At 68.6% G+C, this 20,158-nt stretch carries 19 protein-coding genes; 8 read left to right on the forward strand and 11 right to left on the reverse strand.

Annotated elements, in window-relative coordinates; translation table 11 throughout:
* Positions 1–18 precede the first annotated feature (18 nt).
* From H289_RS0103445 to H289_RS0103465, 5 genes are all read right to left on the reverse strand, one after another.
* A complete protein-coding gene (locus tag H289_RS0103445) occupies positions 19–693 on the reverse strand; it encodes a methyltransferase family protein (protein WP_020099354.1) in 675 nt (224 codons plus the stop codon).
* 8 nt (positions 694–701) lie between these two features.
* A complete protein-coding gene (locus H289_RS0103450) occupies positions 702–2,339 on the reverse strand; it encodes an ABC transporter permease (protein WP_029104742.1) in 1,638 nt (545 codons plus the stop codon).
* Positions 2,336–3,259, reverse strand: a complete 924-nt coding sequence (locus H289_RS0103455; protein WP_020099356.1) for an ABC transporter ATP-binding protein — start codon at positions 3,257–3,259, stop codon at positions 2,336–2,338. The genes H289_RS0103450 and H289_RS0103455 overlap by 4 nt, the downstream gene beginning before the upstream one ends.
* Positions 3,256–3,909, reverse strand: coding sequence for a TetR/AcrR family transcriptional regulator (locus tag H289_RS0103460; RefSeq protein ID WP_020099357.1), 654 nt, complete (start codon positions 3,907–3,909; stop codon positions 3,256–3,258). The genes H289_RS0103455 and H289_RS0103460 overlap by 4 nt, the downstream gene beginning before the upstream one ends.
* Positions 3,910–4,184: 275 nt before the next feature.
* Entirely contained in the window at positions 4,185–4,934 is a 750-nt protein-coding gene (locus H289_RS0103465; RefSeq protein ID WP_020099358.1) for an O-methyltransferase, read from the reverse strand.
* Positions 4,935–5,171: 237 nt separating this feature from the next.
* Between H289_RS0103465 and sigE the strand changes: the two genes are divergently transcribed.
* The 4 genes from sigE to tatB all read left to right on the forward strand — a co-directional run bounded on the left by sigE (position 5,172) and on the right by tatB (position 8,504).
* A complete protein-coding gene (gene sigE / locus H289_RS0103470) occupies positions 5,172–6,005 on the forward strand; it encodes an RNA polymerase sigma factor SigE (RefSeq protein ID WP_020099359.1) in 834 nt (277 codons plus the stop codon).
* Between the two features lie 90 nt (positions 6,006–6,095).
* Entirely contained in the window at positions 6,096–6,503 is a 408-nt protein-coding gene (gene rseA / locus H289_RS0103475) for an anti-sigma E factor RseA (RefSeq protein ID WP_020099360.1), read from the forward strand.
* 85 nt (positions 6,504–6,588) lie between these two features.
* On the forward strand, positions 6,589–8,082 hold the full coding sequence (gene htrA / locus H289_RS0103480) for a serine protease HtrA (protein ID WP_029104745.1): 1,494 nt from the start codon (positions 6,589–6,591) through the stop codon (positions 8,080–8,082).
* Positions 8,082–8,504 (forward strand): Sec-independent protein translocase protein TatB, encoded by a 423-nt coding sequence (tatB, locus tag H289_RS0103485; RefSeq protein WP_020099362.1) that lies wholly within the window; start codon positions 8,082–8,084, stop codon positions 8,502–8,504. The genes htrA and tatB overlap by 1 nt, the downstream gene beginning before the upstream one ends.
* A gap of 5 nt (positions 8,505–8,509) precedes the next feature.
* On the opposite strand, the gene H289_RS0103490 is transcribed toward tatB, so the two are convergent.
* The gene (locus tag H289_RS0103490; RefSeq protein ID WP_020099363.1) at positions 8,510–9,217 is read right to left on the reverse strand and encodes a TetR/AcrR family transcriptional regulator; all 708 of its coding nucleotides are present in this window, start codon (positions 9,215–9,217) and stop codon (positions 8,510–8,512) included.
* Between the two features lie 140 nt (positions 9,218–9,357).
* On the opposite strand from H289_RS0103490, the gene H289_RS0103495 reads away from it, so the two are divergent.
* From H289_RS0103495 to H289_RS0103505, 3 genes are all read left to right on the forward strand, one after another.
* Positions 9,358–10,443 (forward strand): oxygenase MpaB family protein, encoded by a 1,086-nt coding sequence (locus H289_RS0103495; protein ID WP_020099364.1) that lies wholly within the window; start codon positions 9,358–9,360, stop codon positions 10,441–10,443.
* Between the two features lie 41 nt (positions 10,444–10,484).
* Positions 10,485–12,176 (forward strand): aldehyde dehydrogenase family protein, encoded by a 1,692-nt coding sequence (locus tag H289_RS0103500; RefSeq protein WP_020099365.1) that lies wholly within the window; start codon positions 10,485–10,487, stop codon positions 12,174–12,176.
* Between the two features lie 228 nt (positions 12,177–12,404).
* Positions 12,405–13,316: an acyl-ACP desaturase gene (locus H289_RS0103505; RefSeq protein ID WP_020099366.1), complete on the forward strand. Its 912-nt coding sequence runs from the start codon at positions 12,405–12,407 to the stop codon at positions 13,314–13,316.
* Positions 13,317–13,320: 4 nt separating this feature from the next.
* Here the strand turns inward: H289_RS0103505 and H289_RS0103510 are convergent, their stop codons facing one another.
* From H289_RS0103510 to H289_RS0103530, 5 genes are all read right to left on the reverse strand, one after another.
* Positions 13,321–14,325 carry a beta-ketoacyl-ACP synthase III gene (locus tag H289_RS0103510; protein ID WP_020099367.1) on the reverse strand — a complete coding sequence of 335 codons (1,005 nt, stop codon included), beginning with the start codon at positions 14,323–14,325 and terminating at the stop codon, positions 13,321–13,323.
* 28 nt (positions 14,326–14,353) lie between these two features.
* Complete coding sequence (locus H289_RS0103515; protein ID WP_020099368.1) at positions 14,354–15,487, reverse strand: Mrp/NBP35 family ATP-binding protein; 1,134 nt, start codon at positions 15,485–15,487, stop codon at positions 14,354–14,356.
* Positions 15,488–15,530: 43 nt separating this feature from the next.
* Positions 15,531–17,042 carry a lytic murein transglycosylase gene (locus H289_RS0103520; protein WP_020099369.1) on the reverse strand — a complete coding sequence of 504 codons (1,512 nt, stop codon included), beginning with the start codon at positions 17,040–17,042 and terminating at the stop codon, positions 15,531–15,533.
* Positions 17,043–17,161: 119 nt separating this feature from the next.
* A complete protein-coding gene (locus H289_RS0103525; protein ID WP_020099370.1) occupies positions 17,162–17,755 on the reverse strand; it encodes a DUF1003 domain-containing protein in 594 nt (197 codons plus the stop codon).
* The gene (locus H289_RS0103530; protein ID WP_020099371.1) at positions 17,752–19,065 is read right to left on the reverse strand and encodes a magnesium transporter MgtE N-terminal domain-containing protein; all 1,314 of its coding nucleotides are present in this window, start codon (positions 19,063–19,065) and stop codon (positions 17,752–17,754) included. The genes H289_RS0103525 and H289_RS0103530 overlap by 4 nt, the downstream gene beginning before the upstream one ends.
* Before the next feature lie 25 nt (positions 19,066–19,090).
* Here H289_RS0103530 and H289_RS0103535 point away from each other — a divergent pair, with 25 nt between their 5' ends.
* Positions 19,091–20,056: an HpcH/HpaI aldolase/citrate lyase family protein gene (locus H289_RS0103535; RefSeq protein ID WP_020099372.1), complete on the forward strand. Its 966-nt coding sequence runs from the start codon at positions 19,091–19,093 to the stop codon at positions 20,054–20,056.
* Positions 20,057–20,158 lie beyond the last annotated feature (102 nt).

Consider the following 20,158-nt stretch of genomic DNA (forward strand, 5'->3'; position numbering starts at 1 on the left):
GTGCACAAATCCCGGGAATCACCAGACGTAGGGGAGCAAGCGATAGCGGACTTTGCGGGTGTAGTCGATGTACCCGGGCAGTTCGGCGCGCAGCATCTTCTCCTCGTCGAAGATCCGCGCCATGAGCGCCGGGGCGGCGGCCAGCACCGGGATCAGGCCCCAGTAGGAGCCCAGTGCCAGCGGGGTCGCGAGCATCATGATGAGCGCACAGATGTACATCGGGTGACGCACGATGCCGTACAGGCCGGTCGAGATGACCGGCTGGTTGTCCTCGACCGAGATGCTCGCGCCCGCGAAGTTGTTCTGGATGACGACCCATTGGGCCGCCAGCAGTGACACTGCGACGACGACGTTGCCGAGGACGACGACGGCCGTCGGCACGTAGGACCACCCGAAGCGCCAGTCGAGCGCGCTGACAACGCCGGTCGCGATCACCGACGCCAGGATCGCCCAGATGGCCACCTTCTGAATCGGGCGGGTCTCGGCCGTCGGGCCGCCATGCATCCGTCGCGCAAGGGCATCGGGATGTTTGACGGCCAGGTACATGCTCGGGCCCATGGTGGCGACCATGAAGACCGCGATGAAAACCCAAGCCTGCCAATAGTGGATAGTGCCGGCCGGCACGCACAGCAGCACCGCGAAGAAGACGATGCCGCCGGCCGCCGAGGCGAGCGCCTGCAGAGCGAGTTTCATGATTTCTCCTACCGTAGGTCACGGCGCCGGAAAGCCAAGGCGCCCAGGATGATCAGAGTTGCGTCCAGAACCAGCAGCCAGACCAGTGGCGTCGCGGTGAAGCTGCCCGATCCCACGCGCGGGATGTGGCTGAACGGATCGAGGTCCAGCACCCAGTGCGGCGAATTCGCCAGCGAACCGAGCAGATACACCGCGATGAAGCCGACCAGGGCGCCCCACGCCACCGGGGCGAACCGCGGCGCTGCCCCGAACAACACGGTCGTCACGGCGATCAAGAGCCAGACGGCGGGCAGCTGCACTGCTGCCGCACCCAGCACCAGGGGCAGTTTTCCGCCGATGTCGTCGGCCGCCGCCCCGTAGGTCAGGCCGGCCAGGAGACCGGATGTCAGCATCGCGACCGTCGTGCCGGCCAGTGCGATGACCAGATAGCCCGTCAGCCAACGGATCCGGCTCACCGCCCCGGCGAGCAGCGTCTCGGCACGCTGGCCGGTCTCCTCCTGATGGGGCCGCAGGGCCAGTGATACCGCGAACGCGGCGGCGACCATGCCGAGCATGTTGAAGGCGATCGCGATGAACGCCTCCTCCAGCGCGCTGGTGCCGCCGAGGCGCGTGATGATGTCGCGTGCCGAGCCGCTACCGCCCAGCTCGTCGCCGATACCGTGCACGACGCTGCCGACCAGCAGCCCGTACAGCCCGAGCCCGACGGTCCACACCAGCACCGAGCCGCGGGTCAGCCGCCATGCCAAACCTGTTGGTCCGCTGAGCATTCCGGTGGCCCGCGGCCGGCCACGTCGCTCGGCGAACATCCCGGCGCCGACATCGCGGGCACCCTGCAATTGGTACGCCAGTACCACCAGGGCGACGGTCAGCGTCAGGTGCAGCGCCAGCACGCCGAACCGGTCACCGGCATACGGGCGGACGAGCAGCGACCAACCCAGTGGAGACGCCCAGGACAGTTCGCTGCCGCCGGCGTCGCCCACGGCGCGCAGCGTGAAGGCGGCGCCGAGGACGCCGAAGGCGATACCGCGGGCGACACGGGCGCTGGCGGAGAGCTGCGCGGCTACGGCCGCGACGGCGGTGAACACCAACCCGGAGGCGGCCAGCGCACAACTGAAGGCCAGCGAACCCAATACGGGCACATCGGTATTCAGGAGGCCGAGGAAACCGAGCAGCCCGGTGAGCAGCGAGCCGCCACCGGTCAACAGCAGCGCGGCGGTCAGGCTCGCATTGCGGCCCACGGCTGTCGAGTCGATGAGCTCGGTGCGTCCGGCCTCTTCGTCGGCGCGGGTGTGCCGGATCATCGTCAGGATGACGGCGACGGCAATCAGCACGTGGAACATGCCGGCTTTCCAGATGCCGGCCGCGCCCAGGCTGTCGTTGTAGATGTTGCCGTATATCGCGCGCTGGGCCGGGCTGGCCATGATGCTCGCGACGAATCCGGCGCGGCCCGCCGCGGTGGGGTAGACGGCCTCGATACTGCCGATGTACACCGTCGACAGCGGCAGGGACAGCAGCAGCACCCACAGCGGTAGAACGATGCGGTCGGTCCGCAGATAAAGACGAAGCAGCCCAAGGGTTCCGGTGAAGCTGGACGCCCCGGCAGCAGGTCGGGAGGGCCGGGCCGGGCGGTCCAGGACGGCGGTCATGCCCGCACCTGCTCGGGTTCGCGGCGGGCCCGGCCGCCGTCGTAGTGCCGCAGGAACAGGTCCTCCAGGGTGGGTGGCTGGCTCACCAGTGATCGCACGCCGGCATCGCCGAGTGCCTTGATGACCGCACCGAGGCTCTCCGATTCGACGCGGGCCGTGAGCATCCTGCCGTCGAAGAAGATGTCGGAAACCCCTGGGAGATGGTCGATTCGGCCCGGGTTGTTGATCATGTCGGCCTTGATGGTGGTGCTCGACAGATGCCGCATCGACTCCAGCGTGCCGGTCTCGACGGTCCGGCCGGCCCGGATGATCGTCACCCGCTGGCACAGTCGCTCGGTCTCGGCCAGGATGTGGCTCGACAGCAGGACGGTGGTGCCGCGGCCCGCGGCCTCGGCGACGCACTGCTGGAAGATGTTCTCCATCAACGGATCCAGACCGCTGCTGGGTTCGTCGAGCAGCAGCAGGTCGGCGTTCGAGGCGAACGCGGAGACCAGCGAGACCTTCTGCCGGTTGCCCTTCGAATACGTGCGGGTTTTCTTGGTGGGGTCCAGGTCGAACCGCTCGGTGAGTTCGGCGCGGCGCTTTTCGTCGATGCCGCCGCGCATCCGGGCCAGCAGGTCGATGGTCTCGCCGCCGGTCAGCGTCGGCCACAGCGTGACATCGCCTGGTACATAAGCGATGTGACGGTGCAATGCCACGGAGTCGGTCCAGGGGTCGCCGCCGAGTAGGCGGACGGAGCCGGAGTCGGCGCGGACGAGCCCGAGCAGGATGCGGATCGTCGTCGACTTGCCTGCGCCGTTGGGCCCGAGGAAGCCGTGCACCTCGCCCCGCTCGACCCTCAGGTTCAGTCCGTCGAGGGCCCGGACCGCCCCGAAGTTCTTTGTCAGGGTGTCGATTTCGATAGCGGCGTTCACATTCACTCCTCAGTGGTGGTGACGATGGGTTTGCCTGCTTCGCGTTGCGCGAGAAACGCCTCGTACATGGTTGGGTCGGCCATCAGGCCGTTGGTGTAGAGCTCGAGCGAGGGGAGCAGCATGTCCTGCGCGTAGTCGTGTAGCACCTGGCGGAAATCTGTCGGGTTGGGGTGCAGCTGGATGTAGGTCAGGAGCGCACCGCCGCTCGTCAGAGCCAGGAACCGGGCGCGCGCCTTGGGGTCGCGGCTGGGTTTGAGGGTGCCGGCGCGCACACCCTCTTCGAGATAGCCCTCGGTGTTGTCGATCATGCTCTGCCACAGCGACTTCGACAGTTCGCCGCCGGTCTGCAGCGCCTGCATCAGATAGGCGGTCATGGGTGCGAAGGATTCGATCTCGGCGAGCTGCGCGAACCATGCGCTCGGGCTGGCGTTCTGCATCGACTCGGTCTTGGCGACCCGGACCGTTTCGATGACGTAGGCGTCGCAGGCTTCGCGCAGTTTCTCCTTGGAGCCGAAGTGGTGGATCACCAATGCCGCGCTGACGCCGGCGGCCGCGGCGATGCTGCGAACGCTCGCCGAGAACCCGTGCTGGCCGAACTGCTCGATCGCCGCGTCACGGATGCGGGCGACGGTGGTGAGGTCCTCGACTGAACGCATGTTTAGTACGCTAAACACGCGTTCAGTCAGTCGTCAAGCGTCTGACCCGTCAAAGAGCCGTAAAAGATTCGACAGAAACGTCAACGGCACGGCGTGAGCTGGCGCGTACCGGCCGCTGACTCTGCGGTGAGGGTGTTGCCTACTCGGCCTTTTGCGCCGTGAGCGCAGGGTCAACGAGGGGCCGGGCGGTGCCGACCGTTGATCCTGCGGTGGCGGTGCTGCCTACTCGGCCTTTTACGCCCTGAGCGCAGGGTCAACGCCGAGCAGAGGAGCAGCTAGTCGCGGACCGCGGCCAGGAGCCCGTCGCCGAGCGGGACCAGGACCGGGGTCAGCCGCTCGTCCTCGGCGATGGCGCGCGTGGCCTCCCGCACCGCCGTCACGTCGCGGTCGTTGGCGGCGGCGTCGCCGGCGCGACCGCCGAGCGCGGCGCGGTGCACCACGATCACGCCGCCCGGTCGCAGCAGGCGGACGCCCTCGGCCACGAACTGCGGTTGATCGACGGGCTCGCCGTCGATGAAGACCAGGTCGTAGGACTCGTCGGCCAGCCGGGTCAGGACTTCCTGAGCGCGTCCCACGATCAGCCGGGTCCGGGACGGTCCGACACCCGCGGCGACGAACGCCTGCTTGGCCAGCCGCTGATGCTCGGGCTCGACGTCGATGGTGGTCAGCACACCGTCTTCGCGCATGCCCGACAGCAGCCACAACCCGCTGACGCCGGCACCGGTGCCGACCTCGACGACGGCCTTGGCCGACGCGATCTTCGCCAGCACACTCAGCAGCGCGCCCACCGCCGGGGTGACGGGGTTGGCCCCGCTCTCCTCGGCCCGCTCCCGGGTCGCGGCGGTGATGGGTTCCTCGGTGATGGACCTTTCGGCGTGCTTGACGATGGCCTCGGCCGTGCTCGGCTTGGGTGCGGCAGCAGCGACGGGCTGGGCCGGTGCCTGGGCGGGTGTCGCCGGAGCCGGCTGCGCCGGGTCAGGCGGGTTGCTACCGGCCGAAACCGTCGGGTCATCGGTGCTGGACATGTGCGCAGCGTAACGAACGCCCAGCGTGCCGCCGCTCAGTACACGCGCAATACGGCCGCGCTCTCAGGCGGCAGCCGGACGATCCTGAGCGGCCGCGCGCCACGCCCGGGAGCGAAGGTTAAGTTTTGGCGAACTCTCCGTGGGTATTCGCAGGTCATGGAGCTGAAGCCGGGTTTCTCAGGAAAAGTTCAGTTTGCTCATACATCAACCTCACCAGGGTGGGGAACCGTAATCGCCATGCACGCGAGTGTGAACGATCTGCAAGCCGATTCCGGACTCCGGCAGTCGCCGGACATCCGCGGAATCGGGAATATCGGACTTCAGGTACCGGTTTCTGCTGATGCGTCATGTGCCAACGACGCGGAAACTATGGAACTGGAGATTGCCACGACCGCCATGCCGGCCCCCACGAAGCTTGCCCCGACCCACATGTCCCATGTCCCGGTCGCCGAAGCCGAGGTGGATTGGGCTGAAGTCAGCGATGAATTGACCGGCACCGCCGTCTTCGATGCCACGGGCGACGTGGCCACCATGCCGTCGTGGGACGAGCTGGTCCGCCAGCACGCCGACCGCGTCTACCGGCTGGCCTACCGCCTGTCGGGTAACCCGCAGGACGCCGAAGACCTCACCCAGGAGACGTTCATCCGGGTGTTCCGCTCGGTGCAGAACTACCAGCCCGGCACCTTCGAAGGCTGGCTGCACCGCATCACCACCAACCTGTTCCTGGACATGGTCCGCCGCCGCACCCGCATCCGCATGGAGGCGCTGCCCGAGGACTACGACCGCGTGCCCGCCGATGATCCGAACCCCGAGGAGCTGTACCACGACTCGCGGCTGGGACCGGATCTGCAGGCCGCGCTCGATTCGCTGCCCCCGGAGTTCCGCGCCGCCGTGGTGCTCTGCGACATCGAAGGTCTGTCGTACGAGGAGATCGGCGCGACGCTCGACGTCAAGCTGGGCACCGTGCGCAGCCGTATCCACCGTGGCCGGCAGGCTCTGCGCGAGTACCTCGCCAGCCACCCGGGTGACTACTCCGAGGCGGCCGCGGCCATCTCCGCCAAGTCCGCCTGAGCGTTGTGACGTATCCGTCCCAGGTTGTCGCGCTACATTCAGTAGTAACGGCAACACGGACGAAGGCGTGGCGCGGAGAGGAGCTCGGTGATGGTCGACCGGGGACAGTTGTTCCGTCGTGCGTTCTCCTGGCTGCCCGCACAGTTCGCCTCCCAGAGCGACGGACCCGTCGGCCCACGCCGCTTCGGGTCCACGGAGCACCTGGCCATCGAGGCCATCGCGGCATTCGTCGACGGTGAGCTTCAGATGGGTGCGCACCTGCGCGCCGCCCATCATCTGTCCCAGTGCCCGGATTGCGCCGCAGAGGTGGATGCGCAGGGTCAGGCGCGGAGCGCGTTGCGCGATTCCTGCCCGATCATCGCGCCCAATTCCTTGCTGGGTGCGCTGGCGAACATCCCGAATGACGCATCGGTGCAGTTCGCGGATATCCAAGCGGCCGGGATCGAAGACGGGGACTTTGCCGATCGGCCGCCGCGGGAACGCCGTCGTCGCCGGTAGGGTTGAGCCTGAATTTTTGAGTGACCGCCTCGCCCGCTCAGGCGGGCCGTGCGGACAGAGCCAGTAGATGGGGAGTGCAATACCGGTGACGAATCAGGACATGTCCGGCGATCGCCCCCGTCTGGCTCCGCGTCCGGTGACGCGCACCCCGGTGGACCCGGCGTCGCAGCGCGCGTTCGGCCGGCCTGAGGGCTTCACCGGTTCGTTCCTCGCCGAGGATCAGATTCGCAATCAGGGGGAGTACACCCCCACCAACCAGGCACCCGATCCCGTGCTCGCCGAAGCCTTCGGCCGGCCCGGTGGCGGCGTCGATTCGTTGCAACGCCACCCGGCCGACGCCGGTGCGCTGGAAGCCGAGGGCCAGGACGACGACGATGCTGTCGCCGACCCGTGGCGCGATCCGTCGGCCGCGCCGTCGCTGGGCACCCCGGCGCTGCCCCCGCCGCCGCCGGTCGTGGTGGCCGCTCCCGTCGGCAAGCTCGGTGTCCGTGACGTGCTGTTCGGCCGCAAGGTCTCGATGACGGCCCTCGCCGTGCTGGCTCTGCTGGCGTTGGTCATCGGCACCCTCGGCGGCGTCGTCGGGCGCAAGACCGCCGAGGTGGTCGAGGCCTTCACCACCTCCAAGGTCACCTTGAAGACCAGTGACGGCGGCGACCTGCCCGAGGGTCGGTTCGCGAAAGTCGCTGCTGCCGTTGCGGATTCGGTGGTCACCATCGAGGCGATGGGCGACACCGACGGATCGCAGGGCTCCGGCGTCGTGGTCGACGGCCGCGGCTACGTCGTCACCAACAACCACGTCATCTCCGACGCGGCCAAGAACCCCAGCCAGTACCACATCTCCGTGGTGTTCAACGACGGCAAGCAGGTTCCGGCGAACCTCGTCGGCCGGGACCCGAAGACCGACCTCGCAGTGCTGAAGGTCGACAACGTCGACAACCTGACCGTGGCGAAGTTCGGCGACGCCGAGAAGGTCAAGGTCGGCGACGAGGTCATCGCGGCGGGCGCCCCGCTGGGTCTGCGCAGCACCGTCACGCACGGCATCATCAGCGCGCTGCACCGCCCGGTGCCGCTGTCGGGTGAGGGCTCCGACACCGACACCGTGATCGACGGCATCCAGACCGACGCCTCGATCAACCACGGCAACTCCGGTGGCCCGCTGATCAACATGAACTCCGAGGTCATCGGGATCAACACGGCCGGAAAGTCGTTGTCCGACAGCGCGAGCGGTCTGGGCTTCGCCATCCCGGTGAACGAGGTCAAGGCCACCGTCGAGGTCCTGATCAAGGACGGCAAGATCTTCCACCCGACGCTGGGCCTCAACGCCAAGTCGGCCAGTGACAAGGTCGCCTCGGGCGCCCAGGTCGTGAACGTCGTCGCCGGTAGCCCGGCGGAGAAGGGCGGCGTCCTCGAGAACGACGTCGTGGTCAAGGTCGGTAACCGCAAGGTCGCCGACGCCGACGAGTTCGTGGTCGCGGTGCGGCAGCTGCAGATCGGTCAGCCGGCGCCCATCGAGGTGATCCGCGACGGCCGGCACGTGACGCTCACCGTCGTTCCCAACGCAGACACCCCGGCCAGCTGATGTTCGGCAACATCGGATGGGGCGAGATGCTCGTGCTGGTCATCGCGGGCCTCGTGATCCTCGGCCCGGAGCGGTTGCCCGGCGCCATCCGGTGGACGGCCGGCAGCCTCAAGCAGGTGCGGGAGTACCTCAGCGGTGCGACCAGTCAGCTGCGTCAGGATCTCGGGCCGGAGTTCGAGGACCTGCGTCAGCCCCTCAGTGAGCTGCAGAAACTGCGCGGCATGACGCCGCGCGCGGCGCTGACCAAGCATCTGCTCGACGGTGACGACTCGTTCCTCACCGGGGCCTTCGACACCCCGGCGGCGCCGGACCAGACCAAGCCGCTGACCACGCCCGAGGTCAACGGCGTCCCGCCCACGACGGGCGCCCCGGGGGCGGCACCGCAGTCGCAGACGCCGCAGTTCGACCCCGACGCGACCTGACGCCGCTAGAGGTTCAGGGCCTGTAGGCGCGCCGGATCCCGGTAGCGATCCGCATTCTCGGCGATCTCCGCGGCCGGCGGCAGGATTTCGTCCGCGGCGACGTAGACGCCGCCCGCGCGCAGTGAGTCGTCGAGCATCAACCAGATCCAGCGGGTCAGGTCGTCGACCAACGCGTCCTGCGTGTCGCGCAGCGGCTGTTCCAGCCAGTGCCCCGCGGCGGTCTCGACGAGGCCGACGATGCCGTATGACAGCCGCTCGGCGTCGGCCTTCACATCGAAGGCGGCCACGTACACCTTGAGCACCGCGGTCAGCAGGTTGGCGATGGTGATCTTGATGTCGGCGAACGCGTTGAAGCCCTCGTCGATGGAGCATCGCTGCAGATAGCGGTACAGATTGGGGTGTTGGGTCAGGAACTGGACGTGCGCGCTCACGCCGGCCTTGACGATCAGCGCCATGCTGCCCTCGGGCCGCCACACCGGCGCGAGTTCGGCGGTGATCATCTGGCTGGTCCGGTGTGCGACCTCGCGTTGCAGGTCCGAGGCGTCGACGAAGTGCCGGTAGAGCTTGGTGCGGCTGACGCCGACGTGCGCGGCGATCTGCTCGGTCGAGGTCTGGGGCCCGTGTTGCTCGATCACGACGAGGGCAGCGTCGATGAACTCAGCGCGCCTGCGCTCGCGTTGGCCGGCCCAGCGACCGGTGGTGGCACTCGCCATGGCTCCTTGTTTACCTCATGTACCTGCTCGGGAGTGACCTGATGCAGCCAATCAGTGGGAGTCTAGCTATCTAATGGTACGTGGCGTACCATCTACGGAACCGCGCCAGTGGGCGCCTTCATGTTCAAAGGGGAACGACGATGGATGCTGTCGCCACTTTTCGCCGCGTTGCCGGTCTGCCGGTCGCGGACACGAAGCTGACGCCCGCGGTCGACTACGGGTTCTTCGGACCCGACTCCGTCACCTGGCGGGTGTGGAGCTACCCGACGTCGCTGCTGCTGGGCTTCGCCCGCGCCGTGACCATCGAGCACCTCGACCCGTACCTCGCCGCGGCCGTCGACGCCAGCGGCCAGGTGTACGCCCGCACCCGGCTGCGCTACGACCGCACCATGCAGTACTTCGCGCTGGTGGCCTTCGGTGACGCCGAGGCAGTGCTGGACGCCTCCGAGATCCTCGTCAAGATCCACGGCAAGGCCATCGGCACCGAGCCGATCACCGGCAAGCAGTTCGACGCCAACGACCCGTACTCGCAGCTGTGGATCCACCTGACCGCGTGGCACTCGATCCTCTACACCTACGAGATGTTCGGGCCCGGCAAGCTGACCGAAGCCGAGGAACTGCAGTACTGGGAAGAGTGCGCGCGGGCCGCGGAATTCCAGACCATCAACCCCGACGACGTGCCGCGCACGCGTGAGGGCATCCAGCAGTACTTCGAGCAGTACCGGCCGCAGATGGCCGGCTCCGAGGTGGCCCAGAACATGATGAACTACCTCGTCGACCTGGGCTATCACATCCTGCCCGAGCGGGTGCCGAGCTGGATGCGCCGCGTGTTCAACTGGCCAATGCGCCGGGCGATCATCGCGACCATGCCGAAGTGGATGCGCACCCTGGGCGGCATTCCGCAGAACTACTCCGACGACGTCGTCGCCAAGCTGATCGCGCGTCCGTTCCTGCGGGCGGTCTCCAGCATCCCGCGCCTGGAACTGGCGATCCTGGACTTCACCACCCCGCACACCACGCCGATCGTCGGCCCGACGCTGATGAAGATCCCGGCCCAGAACCCCGTCACCTACACGCCGGCCGAGGCCCGCGCGAAGTGGGGCCGGACCACGCCGTTCGAGCAGTACCAGCAGCTCGTGGCCAAGCGGGCGCTCGGCCAGGGCCCCAAGCCCTACGAGCACAACCACAGCGACGCGCTGCTGGAATTCGAAGCACACGCCGGCTGATTCCGGCCCATACCGACCGCACCACCGGGAGAATTCAGTACATGACGGACATTGCGTACACGGCCCTGGTGGACCAGGCGCTGAATGAGCTCGCCGAAGGCGAGAAGGCCTGGGCGGCAACATCTCTGGCGCGGCGGCGCGAGATTCTCGATGACGTGCAGCAGTTGGCTGTGCAGCACGGCGCCGAGTGGGTCGAGGCCGCGGTCCGGATCAAACAACTGAATCCGGAGTCGCCGCTGGTCGGCGAGGAATGGATTTCCGGCCCGTACCCGCTGGCCGCCGGGGCCGCGGCGTTGTCCGCGAGCCTGGCCAAGCTGGAGGCCGGCAAGAGCCCGCTGGACGGGGCCGACTTCGGCACCGCCGCCGGTCGCACAACCGTGAATGTGTTGCCGCTCAACGTCTTCGACAAGCTGCTGCTGTCCGGGTTCAGCGCCGAGGTGTGGTTGCAGCCGGGCGTCAGCCGCGACGAGGCGCTGCGGACCGCCGGTCTGGCGCAACGGGATCCGGGCAAGACCAACGGGATCGGCGTCGTGCTCGGCGCCGGCAACATCACGTCGATCGCGCCGCTCGACACGGTCTACGAGCTGATCGCCAACAACCGCGTGGTGGCGCTCAAGCTCAACCCGGTCACCGATCCGATCCTGCCGGTGCTGACCAAGGTGCTGGCGCCGCTCATCGAACTCGGTGCGGTGCGGATTCTCACCGGTGGCGCGGACGTCGGCACCTACCTGGTGCAGCACGACGCGGTGGACCACGTGCACATGACCGGCAGTGCGCTGACCCACGACGCCATCGTCTTCGGCGTCGGCGAAGAGGGCGCCCGGCGTAAGGCCGCGGGCGAGCCGATCCTGCACAAGGACATCACCAGCGAGCTCGGCGGGGTGTCGCCGACCATCGTGGTGCCCGGCAAGTGGAGCAAGGCCGATATCGCGTTCCAGGCCAACCACATTGCCACGCAGCGGCTGCACAACAACGGCTACAACTGCGTGGCGTCGCAGGTCGTGGTGCTGTCCTCGAAGTGGGCGCAGCGTGACGAGTTCGTCGCGGCCCTGACCAAGGCCATTGCCGCCGCGCCCAAGCGCGCGGCGTACTACCCGGGCTCCGATTCCCGGGTCGCCAGTGCCGAGGCCACGTATCCGACGGCCCAGCGGCTCGGTGACCGCGTCCTGGTCGTGGACCCCGAGGACCGCACCGCGCTGCTCAACACCGAGTACTTCTCGCCGGTGTACGGCGTCGTCGACCTCGACAGCGACGGCGTCGAGTTCCTCCGCGAGGCGACCCGCCTGGCCAACGAGGACTTCGTCGGCACGCTGGGCGTCAACATCGTCGCGGCGCCCGCCACCATCAAGGCGCTGGGGAAGGCCTTCGACGCCATGATCGAGGCGCTGCACTACGGCACCATCGCGGTGAACGCCTGGACCGGCGTCGGTTACCTGACGCCGCACGCCACCTGGGGCGCCTTCCCCGGGCACACGCTCAATGACGTGCAGAGCGGAATCGGCGTGGTGCACAACGGTTTCCTGATCGAGAAGCCCGAGCGCACCGTGGTGCGGGGGCCGTTCCGCCCGTCGCCGCGCTCGCTGATCGGTGGCGAGCTGTCGATCTCGCCCAAGCCGCCGTGGTTCGTCAACAACCGCACGGCCGCCTCGACCGGTCGGCTCCTCACCGCGTTCACCGGCAAGCCGAGTTGGGCCAAACTGCCCGCGATCTTCGTCTCCGCACTGCGGGGCTGACGGGTTTCCCGGGGGTCAGCAGGGCAAAGCCCGGTCTGTGGTCATGCCACGGACCGGGCTTTTTTCTTGAAGTGGTCGTCACCATCTGGTCATCGAACGCTAACCTACGCTACCGTAGGTTACGGTACCGTAGGTTACGGTACCGTAGGTTACGGTACCGTAGGTTACGGTACCGTAGGTTCGACAAGGTATGGACTTGACGCCGACCATCGATGAAGGGATTGACCCATGGACACCCAGGCCGCCGTGCTGTACGAACTGGAGCCCGTCGTCGCGCAGAACCTCGACCGGCACCTCAAGATGTCGCGGGAATGGTTCCCGCATGACTACGTCCCGTGGAGCCGCGGGCGGGACTTCGCGTTCCTCGGTGGTGAGGACTGGCAGCCGGAGGACTCGCCGCTCGATCCGGTCGCCAAGACGGCCCTGACCGTCAACCTGCTGACCGAGGACAACCTGCCGTCGTATCACCGCGAGATCGCCACCCGGTTCTCCCGTGACGGTGCCTGGGGCACCTGGGTCGGGCAGTGGACGGCCGAGGAAGGGCGCCACAGCATCGCGCTGCGGGACTATCTGGTTGTCACCCGCGGCGTCGATCCCGTCGCTCTGGAACGGCTTCGCATGGAACACACCGTCGCCGGCTACGACGCGGGAGAGCGGAGCGCGCTGTCGGTGCTGGCCTACGTGTCGTTCCAGGAACTGGCCACCCGCGTCTCGCACCGCAACACCGGCCGGGCGTCGGGTTGCCCGCTGGCCGACCAGCTCCTGGCCCGCATCGCGGCCGACGAGAACCTGCACATGGTCTTCTACCGCAACCTGGTGGCCGCGGCGCTGGACATCGCCCCGGACGACGCGATGGTCGCCATCCGCGATGAAGTCATCAACTTCGCCATGCCGGGCCTGGGCATGTCCGACTTCACCAAGAACGCACTCACCATCGCCAAGGCCGGCATCTACGACCTGCGCATCCACCACGACGACGTGCTGGTGCCGGTGCTGCGCTTCTGGAACATCTTCGAGCGCAACGATTTCGGCGCGGTCGGTGAACGGGCCCGCGAGGAAATGATCGGGTTCCTCGGGATGCTCGACGAGCGCGCGCGGTTCTACGAGGAGAAGCGCAAACTGGCCGCCACGGCCGGCTGAGCGACTATCCGGGGAGCCGGATCACCTGGGCGGCGTAGGCCAGGCCCGCGCCGTAGCCCAGGAGCAGCGCCACGCTGCCGGGCTTGGCCTCGCCGGTGTCCAGCAGCGTGTACATCGCCAGTGGAATCGACGCGGCCGAGGTGTTGCCGGCATCCTGGATATCTTGGGCGACAACAGTTTCCGGATTGAGTCCGAGTCCCTTGGTGAGCAGCTCATTGATCCGGCCGTTGGCCTGATGGGGGATGAACACGTCGATGTCGTCGACCGTCAGGCCCGCGGCCGCGATGGCGCGCTTGCCGACGTCGACCATCTGGAAGGCCGCCCAGCGGAAGACGGTCTGGCCTTCCATGCGCAGGAAAGGCCTTGGGCCGGAAGGGTTCTCGGTGTAGTCGATCCAACTGAGGTCCTGCACGATGGCACTCGACTGCTCGCCGTCGCTGCCGGCGACGGTGGGCCCGATGCCCTGCTCCTCGGTCGGTCCGACGACCACCGCGGCGGCGCCGTCGGCGAAGATGAAAGCGTTGCTGCGGTCGGTCATGTCGATGGCATCGGACAGCTTCTCCGAGCCCACCACGAGGATGCGACGCGCGCTACCGGCCCGGATCATGTCGGCGGCCACGCCCAGCGAGTAGCCGAATCCCGCGCAGCCCGCGGCGATGTCGAAGGCCGGAATGCCCTGTGCGCCAATCTCGGTGGCGACCTGCGGCCCGCACGGCGGGGTGTTGCGGAAGTTGGTGCTGGTGGCCACGATGACGGCGTCGATGTCCGAACCGGACAGCTCCGCCGCGGCGCAGGCGCGCCGTCCAGCCTCGCATGCCATCGTGACGGCGGACTCGTCGGGGCCGGCGAACCGGCGGTTCTTGATGCCCGTCCGGGAGTAGATCCACTCGTCCGACGAATCGATGGTCTCGCAGATTTCGTCGTTGGTGACGACGCGGCCGGGGCGGTAGGCCGCCACGCTCAGCAGGCCGACGTTCTGTGCGCCGCTGCGCGTATGGATATGTGTCACTTGTGGATTCCTGTCGGACGGGGGAGGCTCAGCGCCCAGCCGGGTCGAGCCCGAGCGACATACCGGCCAGTCCGCGCTTGCGGCTGGACAGTTTGTCGGCGATGCCGCGCAACGCGGCGCCGGCGGCGGTGTCCGGTCCGGACAACACCAGGGGGACACCGGTGTCGCCGGCGCTCACGAGCTGCGGGTCCAGGGGGACCTGGCCCAGCAACGGAACCTCGGCACCGACTGTGCGCGTGAGGCTTTCGGCGACCTGTGCGCCGCCGCCCTCGCCGAACAGCTGCATCGTGGTGCCGTCGGGCAGGGTCAGTCCGGACATGTTCTCGACCACGCCGACGATGCGCTGACGGGTCTGGACCGCAATGGCGCCGGCGCGCTCGGCGACCTCGGCGGCGGCCATCTGCGGTGTGGTGACGACGAGAATCTCGGCGCCGGGGATCAACTGCGCCACCGAGATGGCGATGTCGCCGGTGCCGGGCGGCAGGTCGAGCAGCAGGACGTCGAGGTCACCCCAGTACACGTCGGCCAGGAACTGCTGCAGCGCGCGGTGCAGCATCGGCCCGCGCCACACCACCGGGGTGTTGCCCTGGGTGAACATCGCGATGGAGATGACCTTCACATCGTGCGAAACCGGCGGCAGGATCATCGAATCCACCTGGGTGGGGCGGTCCTGCACGCCCATCATCCGGGGCACCGAGTGGCCGTAGATGTCGGCGTCGAGGAGGCCGACCGACAGGCCCTTGGCGGCCAGCGCGGCTGCCAGGTTGACTGTCACGCTGGACTTGCCGACGCCACCCTTGCCCGACGCCACCGCGTACACCCGGGTCAACGAGCCGGGCTGGGCGAACGGGATGACCGGTTCCTTGTCGTCGCCGCGCAGCAGCTTGCGCAGTTCGGCGCGCTGCTCGTCGTTCATCACGTCGAGGGTGACCTTGACGGCCCCGGTGCCCGGCACGTCGGTGACGGCCGCGGTGACCCGATCGCTGATCTCGGTCTTCTTCGGGCAGGCCGACGTGGTCAGGTAGATCTCGACGTGCACCGCGCCGTCGGACTCGACCGTCACGTCCTTGACCATCCCGACCTCGGTGATCGGACGGCGCAGTTCAGGGTCGATGACTTTGCCCAGTGCGGCGCGCACGGCGGCTTTCAGCTCAGCAGACATTACTCGCGAGTTTATAGCTGCCGGTCAGCGCGCCGGCAGCTGGTCACGGTAGGACCGGGAACGCGGGCGGCGGCGGACCCATGGCTTCCGCGGGCAGCGGGCCGGCCGGGGCCGGTGCTGCCGGGACGGCTGCCGGGCCGGGCGCGGGTCCCGGTGCGGCGCCGACCGGGCCGGCGGCGGGGGTGCCGACGCCCACCGCGGTGACCGGGATCGGTCCCGGACCAGCCGGTGCCGGCGCGACGGGCGCGGGTGCGGGTGCGAGCGGGGCCGGCGGCAACTGGAACGGCGGCAGGCCGAACGGGTTCGGCGCCGGTGCGTCCAGTGCCGGTGCGTCCGGGGCGGGGATGGGCACAGCGCTCGGCGCGGGGCCGCCCTGCAGGCAGAACACCGCGCAGTTCTGTTTCGGTTCGGCGGGCCCGGGCAGCGGACCCATGCGCCCCATCTGCAGCGCGGGCGTCATCGCGAGCGGGTCGTCGGACGGCAGTCCCATCGCGTTGATCGGCAGCCCCGGCCCGAGCCCCTCGGGGTTGTCGAGGTGCTGGTCGCCGATGGCGGGCGGCGGGCCGACGATCGGCGGCAGGTCGACCGGTGCGATACCGGTGACGTAGGCCTTGGCCCAGCCCAGCACGTTCTGGGCGTAGGGCATCGAGTTGTTGTAGCGCAGGATCGCGGTCAGCACCTGGGACGGATCACGCAGGTTCAGCCCGCCGCTGCACAGGTACCGGGCCGCGGCCAGGGAGGCGTCGTAGACGTTCTGCACGTCGGGCTTGCCGTCGCCGATGGCGTCCGAGGCGTACCGGGCCCAGGTGCCGGGCAGGAACTGCATGGGTCCCAGCGCCCGGGCGTAGGTCACCCGCCCGGCGGAGATGCTCTGCACGATGACCTCGTTGCCGGCCAGCGTGCCGTCGAGGACGGGCCCGAGGATCGGGGTGAGCGCGGTACCCCGCGCGTCGGTGGCGCCGCTGTTGGCGTGGCCGGACTCGATGCGGCCGATACCGGCCAGCAGGTTCCAGCTGATACCGCAGCCCGGTGCGTTGGTCGCCATGATCTTCTCGGCGGTGCGGTACGCGTTGAGCACGACGGGCGGGATGCGCAGCCCACCGGGGGCCATCACCAGCGACGCCGGCGGCGGCGACAGCGCGGTGGTGGGGTCCATGTGCAGCGCGCGGGGAATCTGATCGGACGCGACGACCGTCATGCCCGCCCGATTGCGGGGGCCGGGGGTCGTGGGTGTGACGGCCGCCAGCGGCGTGACGCCCGCGGTGGCGGTGTTGTGGACGGTTGTTTGCCGAGTCGGCGCCGAACCGCCGACGGCAAGCATCAGGACGAGTGGCGCGACGACCGCGACACCGGCCAGCGGCCGGCGCAGCGCCTTGGCGATCTGCCGGCGACGGCCGGGCCCGGCTTCGGTGGCGGCGTCGATGTCATCGCCCACGGCGGCGTCGTAATCCTCGATGGCGTCGTCGACCGGCTGGCCTTCGCCGGGAAGTGCGTCGAATTCAGTAGTAGGCGCAGCGTTGTCCGCGGAATCAGCGGTGTCGCCCCCGATGTGCACTAAGCCATCCTATGAAAGTGGAATACCGGAGTGACCCCGGTGACATGTGTTGTGATCCAAGTCACCATACCTACTCCGCGGTCGGTTGTCGTACTAATGATTCCGGAGAATGGAATCTCTCATTCGGCCGCGGTGGCGGAGTCGGCGGAGTCGGCCGCGGCGCCGCTGAAAGCGTCGTCCTCCTCGACCGGCGGCCGGGTTTTTCCGGCCTTGCGTTTGCCGGATCCGCCCTTGCCGCCGTTCTGCTGAGCAATCAACGTCCGGAGCTCGTCGAGTTCGCGGCGGAGGTAGTCGCGGGTGGCCACCTCGCCGACGGCCAGCCGCAGCGCGGCCAGTTCGCGGGCCAGGAATTCGGTGTCCGCCTTGGTCTGGGCCGCGCGCCGGCGGTCCTCTTCGAGCGACACGCGGTCCCGGTTCTCCTGGCGGTTCTGCGCCAGCAGGATCAGCGGTGCGGCGTACGCGGCCTGGGTCGAGAACGCCAGGTTCAGCAGGATGAACGGATACGGGTCGAACTGCAGGCTGATCGCGATGAGGTTGAACGCGATCCAGATGACCACGATCACCGTCTGGATGAGCAGGTACTTGCCCGTGCCCAGGAACCGGGCGATCGACTCGCTGAACCGGCCGACGGCCTCCACGTCGACCCGCGGGGTCAACCGGAAGCGGGAGGTGCGCGGGATGTCCAGGCGCTGCCGCGCCGAAGGCTCGCTCACCGGCCTGCTCCCGAGATGTTGTCAGTGATGGCCTGGGTCGAGTCCGACCCAGGTTCGTCCGCGCTCCGCCAGCCCGACGGCAGCAGGTGGTCGAGCAGGTCGTCGACGGTGACGGCGCCCAGCAGATGGCTCTCGTCGTCGACCACCGGCGCGGACACGAGGTTATAGGCGGCGAAGAAGCGCGTGACCTCGGCCAGCGAGCTGGTCGGTGACAGCACCGGCAGATCGGTGTCGAGGATGCCGCCGACCTGGGTGGCGGGAGGCTCGCGCAGCAGCCGCTGGGTGTGCACACAGCCCAGGTAGTGGCCGGTCGGTGTCGCGGTCGGGGGCCGGGTGACGAACGTCAGCGACGACAGCGCCGGCGTCAGCTCGGGATCGCGGACGCGGGCCAGCGCCTCGGCGACGGTGGTGTCCGGGGTGAGCACGACGGGTTCGGGCGTCATCAGACCACCGGCGGTGTCCGGGGAGTGCTGCAGCAGTCGGCGCACGGGCTCGGAATCCTCGGGGTCCATGCGGTCCAGCAGCACGGCCGCCCGGGTGGCGTCGAGCTCGCCGAGGAGGTCGGCGGCGTCGTCGGGGTCCATCTCCTCCAGCACGTCGGCGGCGCGCTCGGTGCCCAGCTGGTTGAGCAGCTCGGCCTGTTCGGGTTCGGAGAGCTCCTGCAGGATGTCGGCCAGGCGGTCGTCGTCGAGGGCCTTGACGACTTCGTGACGGCGCTTGACCGGAAGATCGCGCAGGGCGTCGGCGACCTCGACGGGACGCTGCCCCTCGAACTGCTCCAGCAGTTGCGCCACGCCCTGTCCCGGCAGCGCGAGCGCCGACGGCGTCAGCCCGGTGACGTTCTTCCAATCGACGACGTGCACCGTGGTGCGCCGGCCCAGGCGGCGGTGACGCACGGCGACGCGGGTCACCAGCCAGTCACGCGACCGGGCCTGCTCGATCGCGAGGTCGACCACGACGACGTCGATGCCGGCGAGCTGTTGCAGCTCCGGGTCGGTGACGCGGACGCGGGTGTCCAGAATCTGCCCGAGTACCAGCGCCTCGCCGGGGCGCTGCTCGAACCGGCGCAGCGAGATGGTCGCTCCCGTGAGGGTGACCGAGTTGTGCTCGATGGAGGTCACCCGCAGGATCGGGACGAATATCCTTCGGCGCGTGGTCAATTCCACGACGAGGCCCAGCACCCGCGGCTGCTGGCGGACGATGCCCATGCTCACGACCACGTCGCGGACCCGGCCGACCGACTCGCCGTCGGGGCCCAGCACGACCAGTCCAGCGAGTCTGGCCACGTAGACCCTGTTGACCGCCACCATGCTCCACAGGGTAGAGAGTGGGGTCGTGGAGAACCTGTATCGGCCCCGCCGTACCTGCCTGTCCGTTCCGGGTAGCAGCGACAAGATGATCGCGAAGGCCAAGACGCTGCCGGCCGATCAGGTGTTCCTCGACCTCGAGGACGCGGTGGCGGCCGACGCCAAGGCCGCGGCGCGAACGCGGGTGGCGCAGGCGTTGTGCGAGCTCGGCTGGGCGGGCCAGCTGCGCGGCCTCCGGGTCAACGACTGGACCACGCCGTGGACGTACGCCGACGTGATCGAGGTCGTCACCGCGGTGGCGCAGGGCGGCGGCGTGCTCGATGTCATCGTGCTGCCGAAGGTCAGCGACGTCTCGCACGTGCAGGCCCTCGATCTGTTGCTGACGCAGCTCGAGCGCACGCTCGGACTGCCCGTCGGCCGCATCGGCATCGAGGCCCAGATCGAGGACGCCAAGGGGCTCGTCAACGCCCACGCCATCGCCGGCGGGCCGCGGGTGCAGGCGCTGATCTTCGGGCCGGGTGATCTGATGGCGAGCCTCAACATGCGCACGCTCGTCGTCGGTGAGCAGCCCGTCGGTTACGGCGTCGGCGATGCCTATCACCACGTGCTGATGACGATCCTGGTGGCGGCGCGGGCCCACGGCATCAACGCGATCGACGGCCCGTATTTCAAGGTGAAGGACACCGAGGCGTTCACGCGCGTCGCCGGGCAGACCGCGGCGTTGGGGTACGACGGCAAGTGGGTGCTGCACCCCGACCAGATCGCCGCCGGAAACGAGATCTTCAGTCCGCGGCAGGCCGACTACGACCATGCCGAGCTGATTCTCGAGGCGTACGAATGGCACACCTCGCAGGCGGGCGGGACCCGCGGCGCGGTGCTGCTCGGTGACGAGATGATCGACGAGGCCAGCCGCAAGATGGCGCTGGTGATCGCGGGCAAGGGCCGCGCCGCCGGGATGACGCGCACCGGCGAGCGGTTCAGCCCGCCGGCGTGACCGCGCCGGCTAGCTGTACTGACCACGGACGTTAGGTACGGCGTGGCGTGGTGACATGAAGAAGACCTCCGAGTGAAGTGCGAGCTGTCGAGGAACGCACCA

The organism is Mycobacterium sp. 360MFTsu5.1, assembly GCF_000383495.1.
In the GTDB taxonomy this organism is placed as follows: Bacteria; Actinomycetota; Actinomycetes; order Mycobacteriales; family Mycobacteriaceae; genus Mycobacterium; species Mycobacterium mucogenicum_B.

Excerpts from the sequence above, each read along its gene's own strand:
- H289_RS0103445 (WP_020099354.1), bottom strand. The coding sequence starts at position 693 with ATGAAACTCGCTCTGCAGGCGCTCGCCTCGGCGGCCGGCGGCATCGTC.
- H289_RS0103450 (WP_029104742.1), bottom strand. The coding sequence starts at position 2,339 with ATGACCGCCGTCCTGGACCGCCCGGCCCGGCCCTCCCGACCTGCTGCC.
- H289_RS0103460 (WP_020099357.1), bottom strand. The coding sequence starts at position 3,909 with ATGCGTTCAGTCGAGGACCTCACCACCGTCGCCCGCATCCGTGACGCG.
- H289_RS0103465 (WP_020099358.1), bottom strand. The coding sequence starts at position 4,934 with ATGTCCAGCACCGATGACCCGACGGTTTCGGCCGGTAGCAACCCGCCT.
- sigE (WP_020099359.1), top strand. The coding sequence starts at position 5,172 with ATGCACGCGAGTGTGAACGATCTGCAAGCCGATTCCGGACTCCGGCAG.
- rseA (WP_020099360.1), top strand. The coding sequence starts at position 6,096 with ATGGTCGACCGGGGACAGTTGTTCCGTCGTGCGTTCTCCTGGCTGCCC.
- tatB (WP_020099362.1), top strand. The coding sequence starts at position 8,082 with ATGTTCGGCAACATCGGATGGGGCGAGATGCTCGTGCTGGTCATCGCG.
- H289_RS0103490 (WP_020099363.1), bottom strand. The coding sequence starts at position 9,217 with ATGGCGAGTGCCACCACCGGTCGCTGGGCCGGCCAACGCGAGCGCAGG.
- H289_RS0103495 (WP_020099364.1), top strand. The coding sequence starts at position 9,358 with ATGGATGCTGTCGCCACTTTTCGCCGCGTTGCCGGTCTGCCGGTCGCG.
- H289_RS0103500 (WP_020099365.1), top strand. The coding sequence starts at position 10,485 with ATGACGGACATTGCGTACACGGCCCTGGTGGACCAGGCGCTGAATGAG.
- H289_RS0103505 (WP_020099366.1), top strand. The coding sequence starts at position 12,405 with ATGGACACCCAGGCCGCCGTGCTGTACGAACTGGAGCCCGTCGTCGCG.
- H289_RS0103515 (WP_020099368.1), bottom strand. The coding sequence starts at position 15,487 with ATGTCTGCTGAGCTGAAAGCCGCCGTGCGCGCCGCACTGGGCAAAGTC.
- H289_RS0103530 (WP_020099371.1), bottom strand. The coding sequence starts at position 19,065 with ATGGTGGCGGTCAACAGGGTCTACGTGGCCAGACTCGCTGGACTGGTC.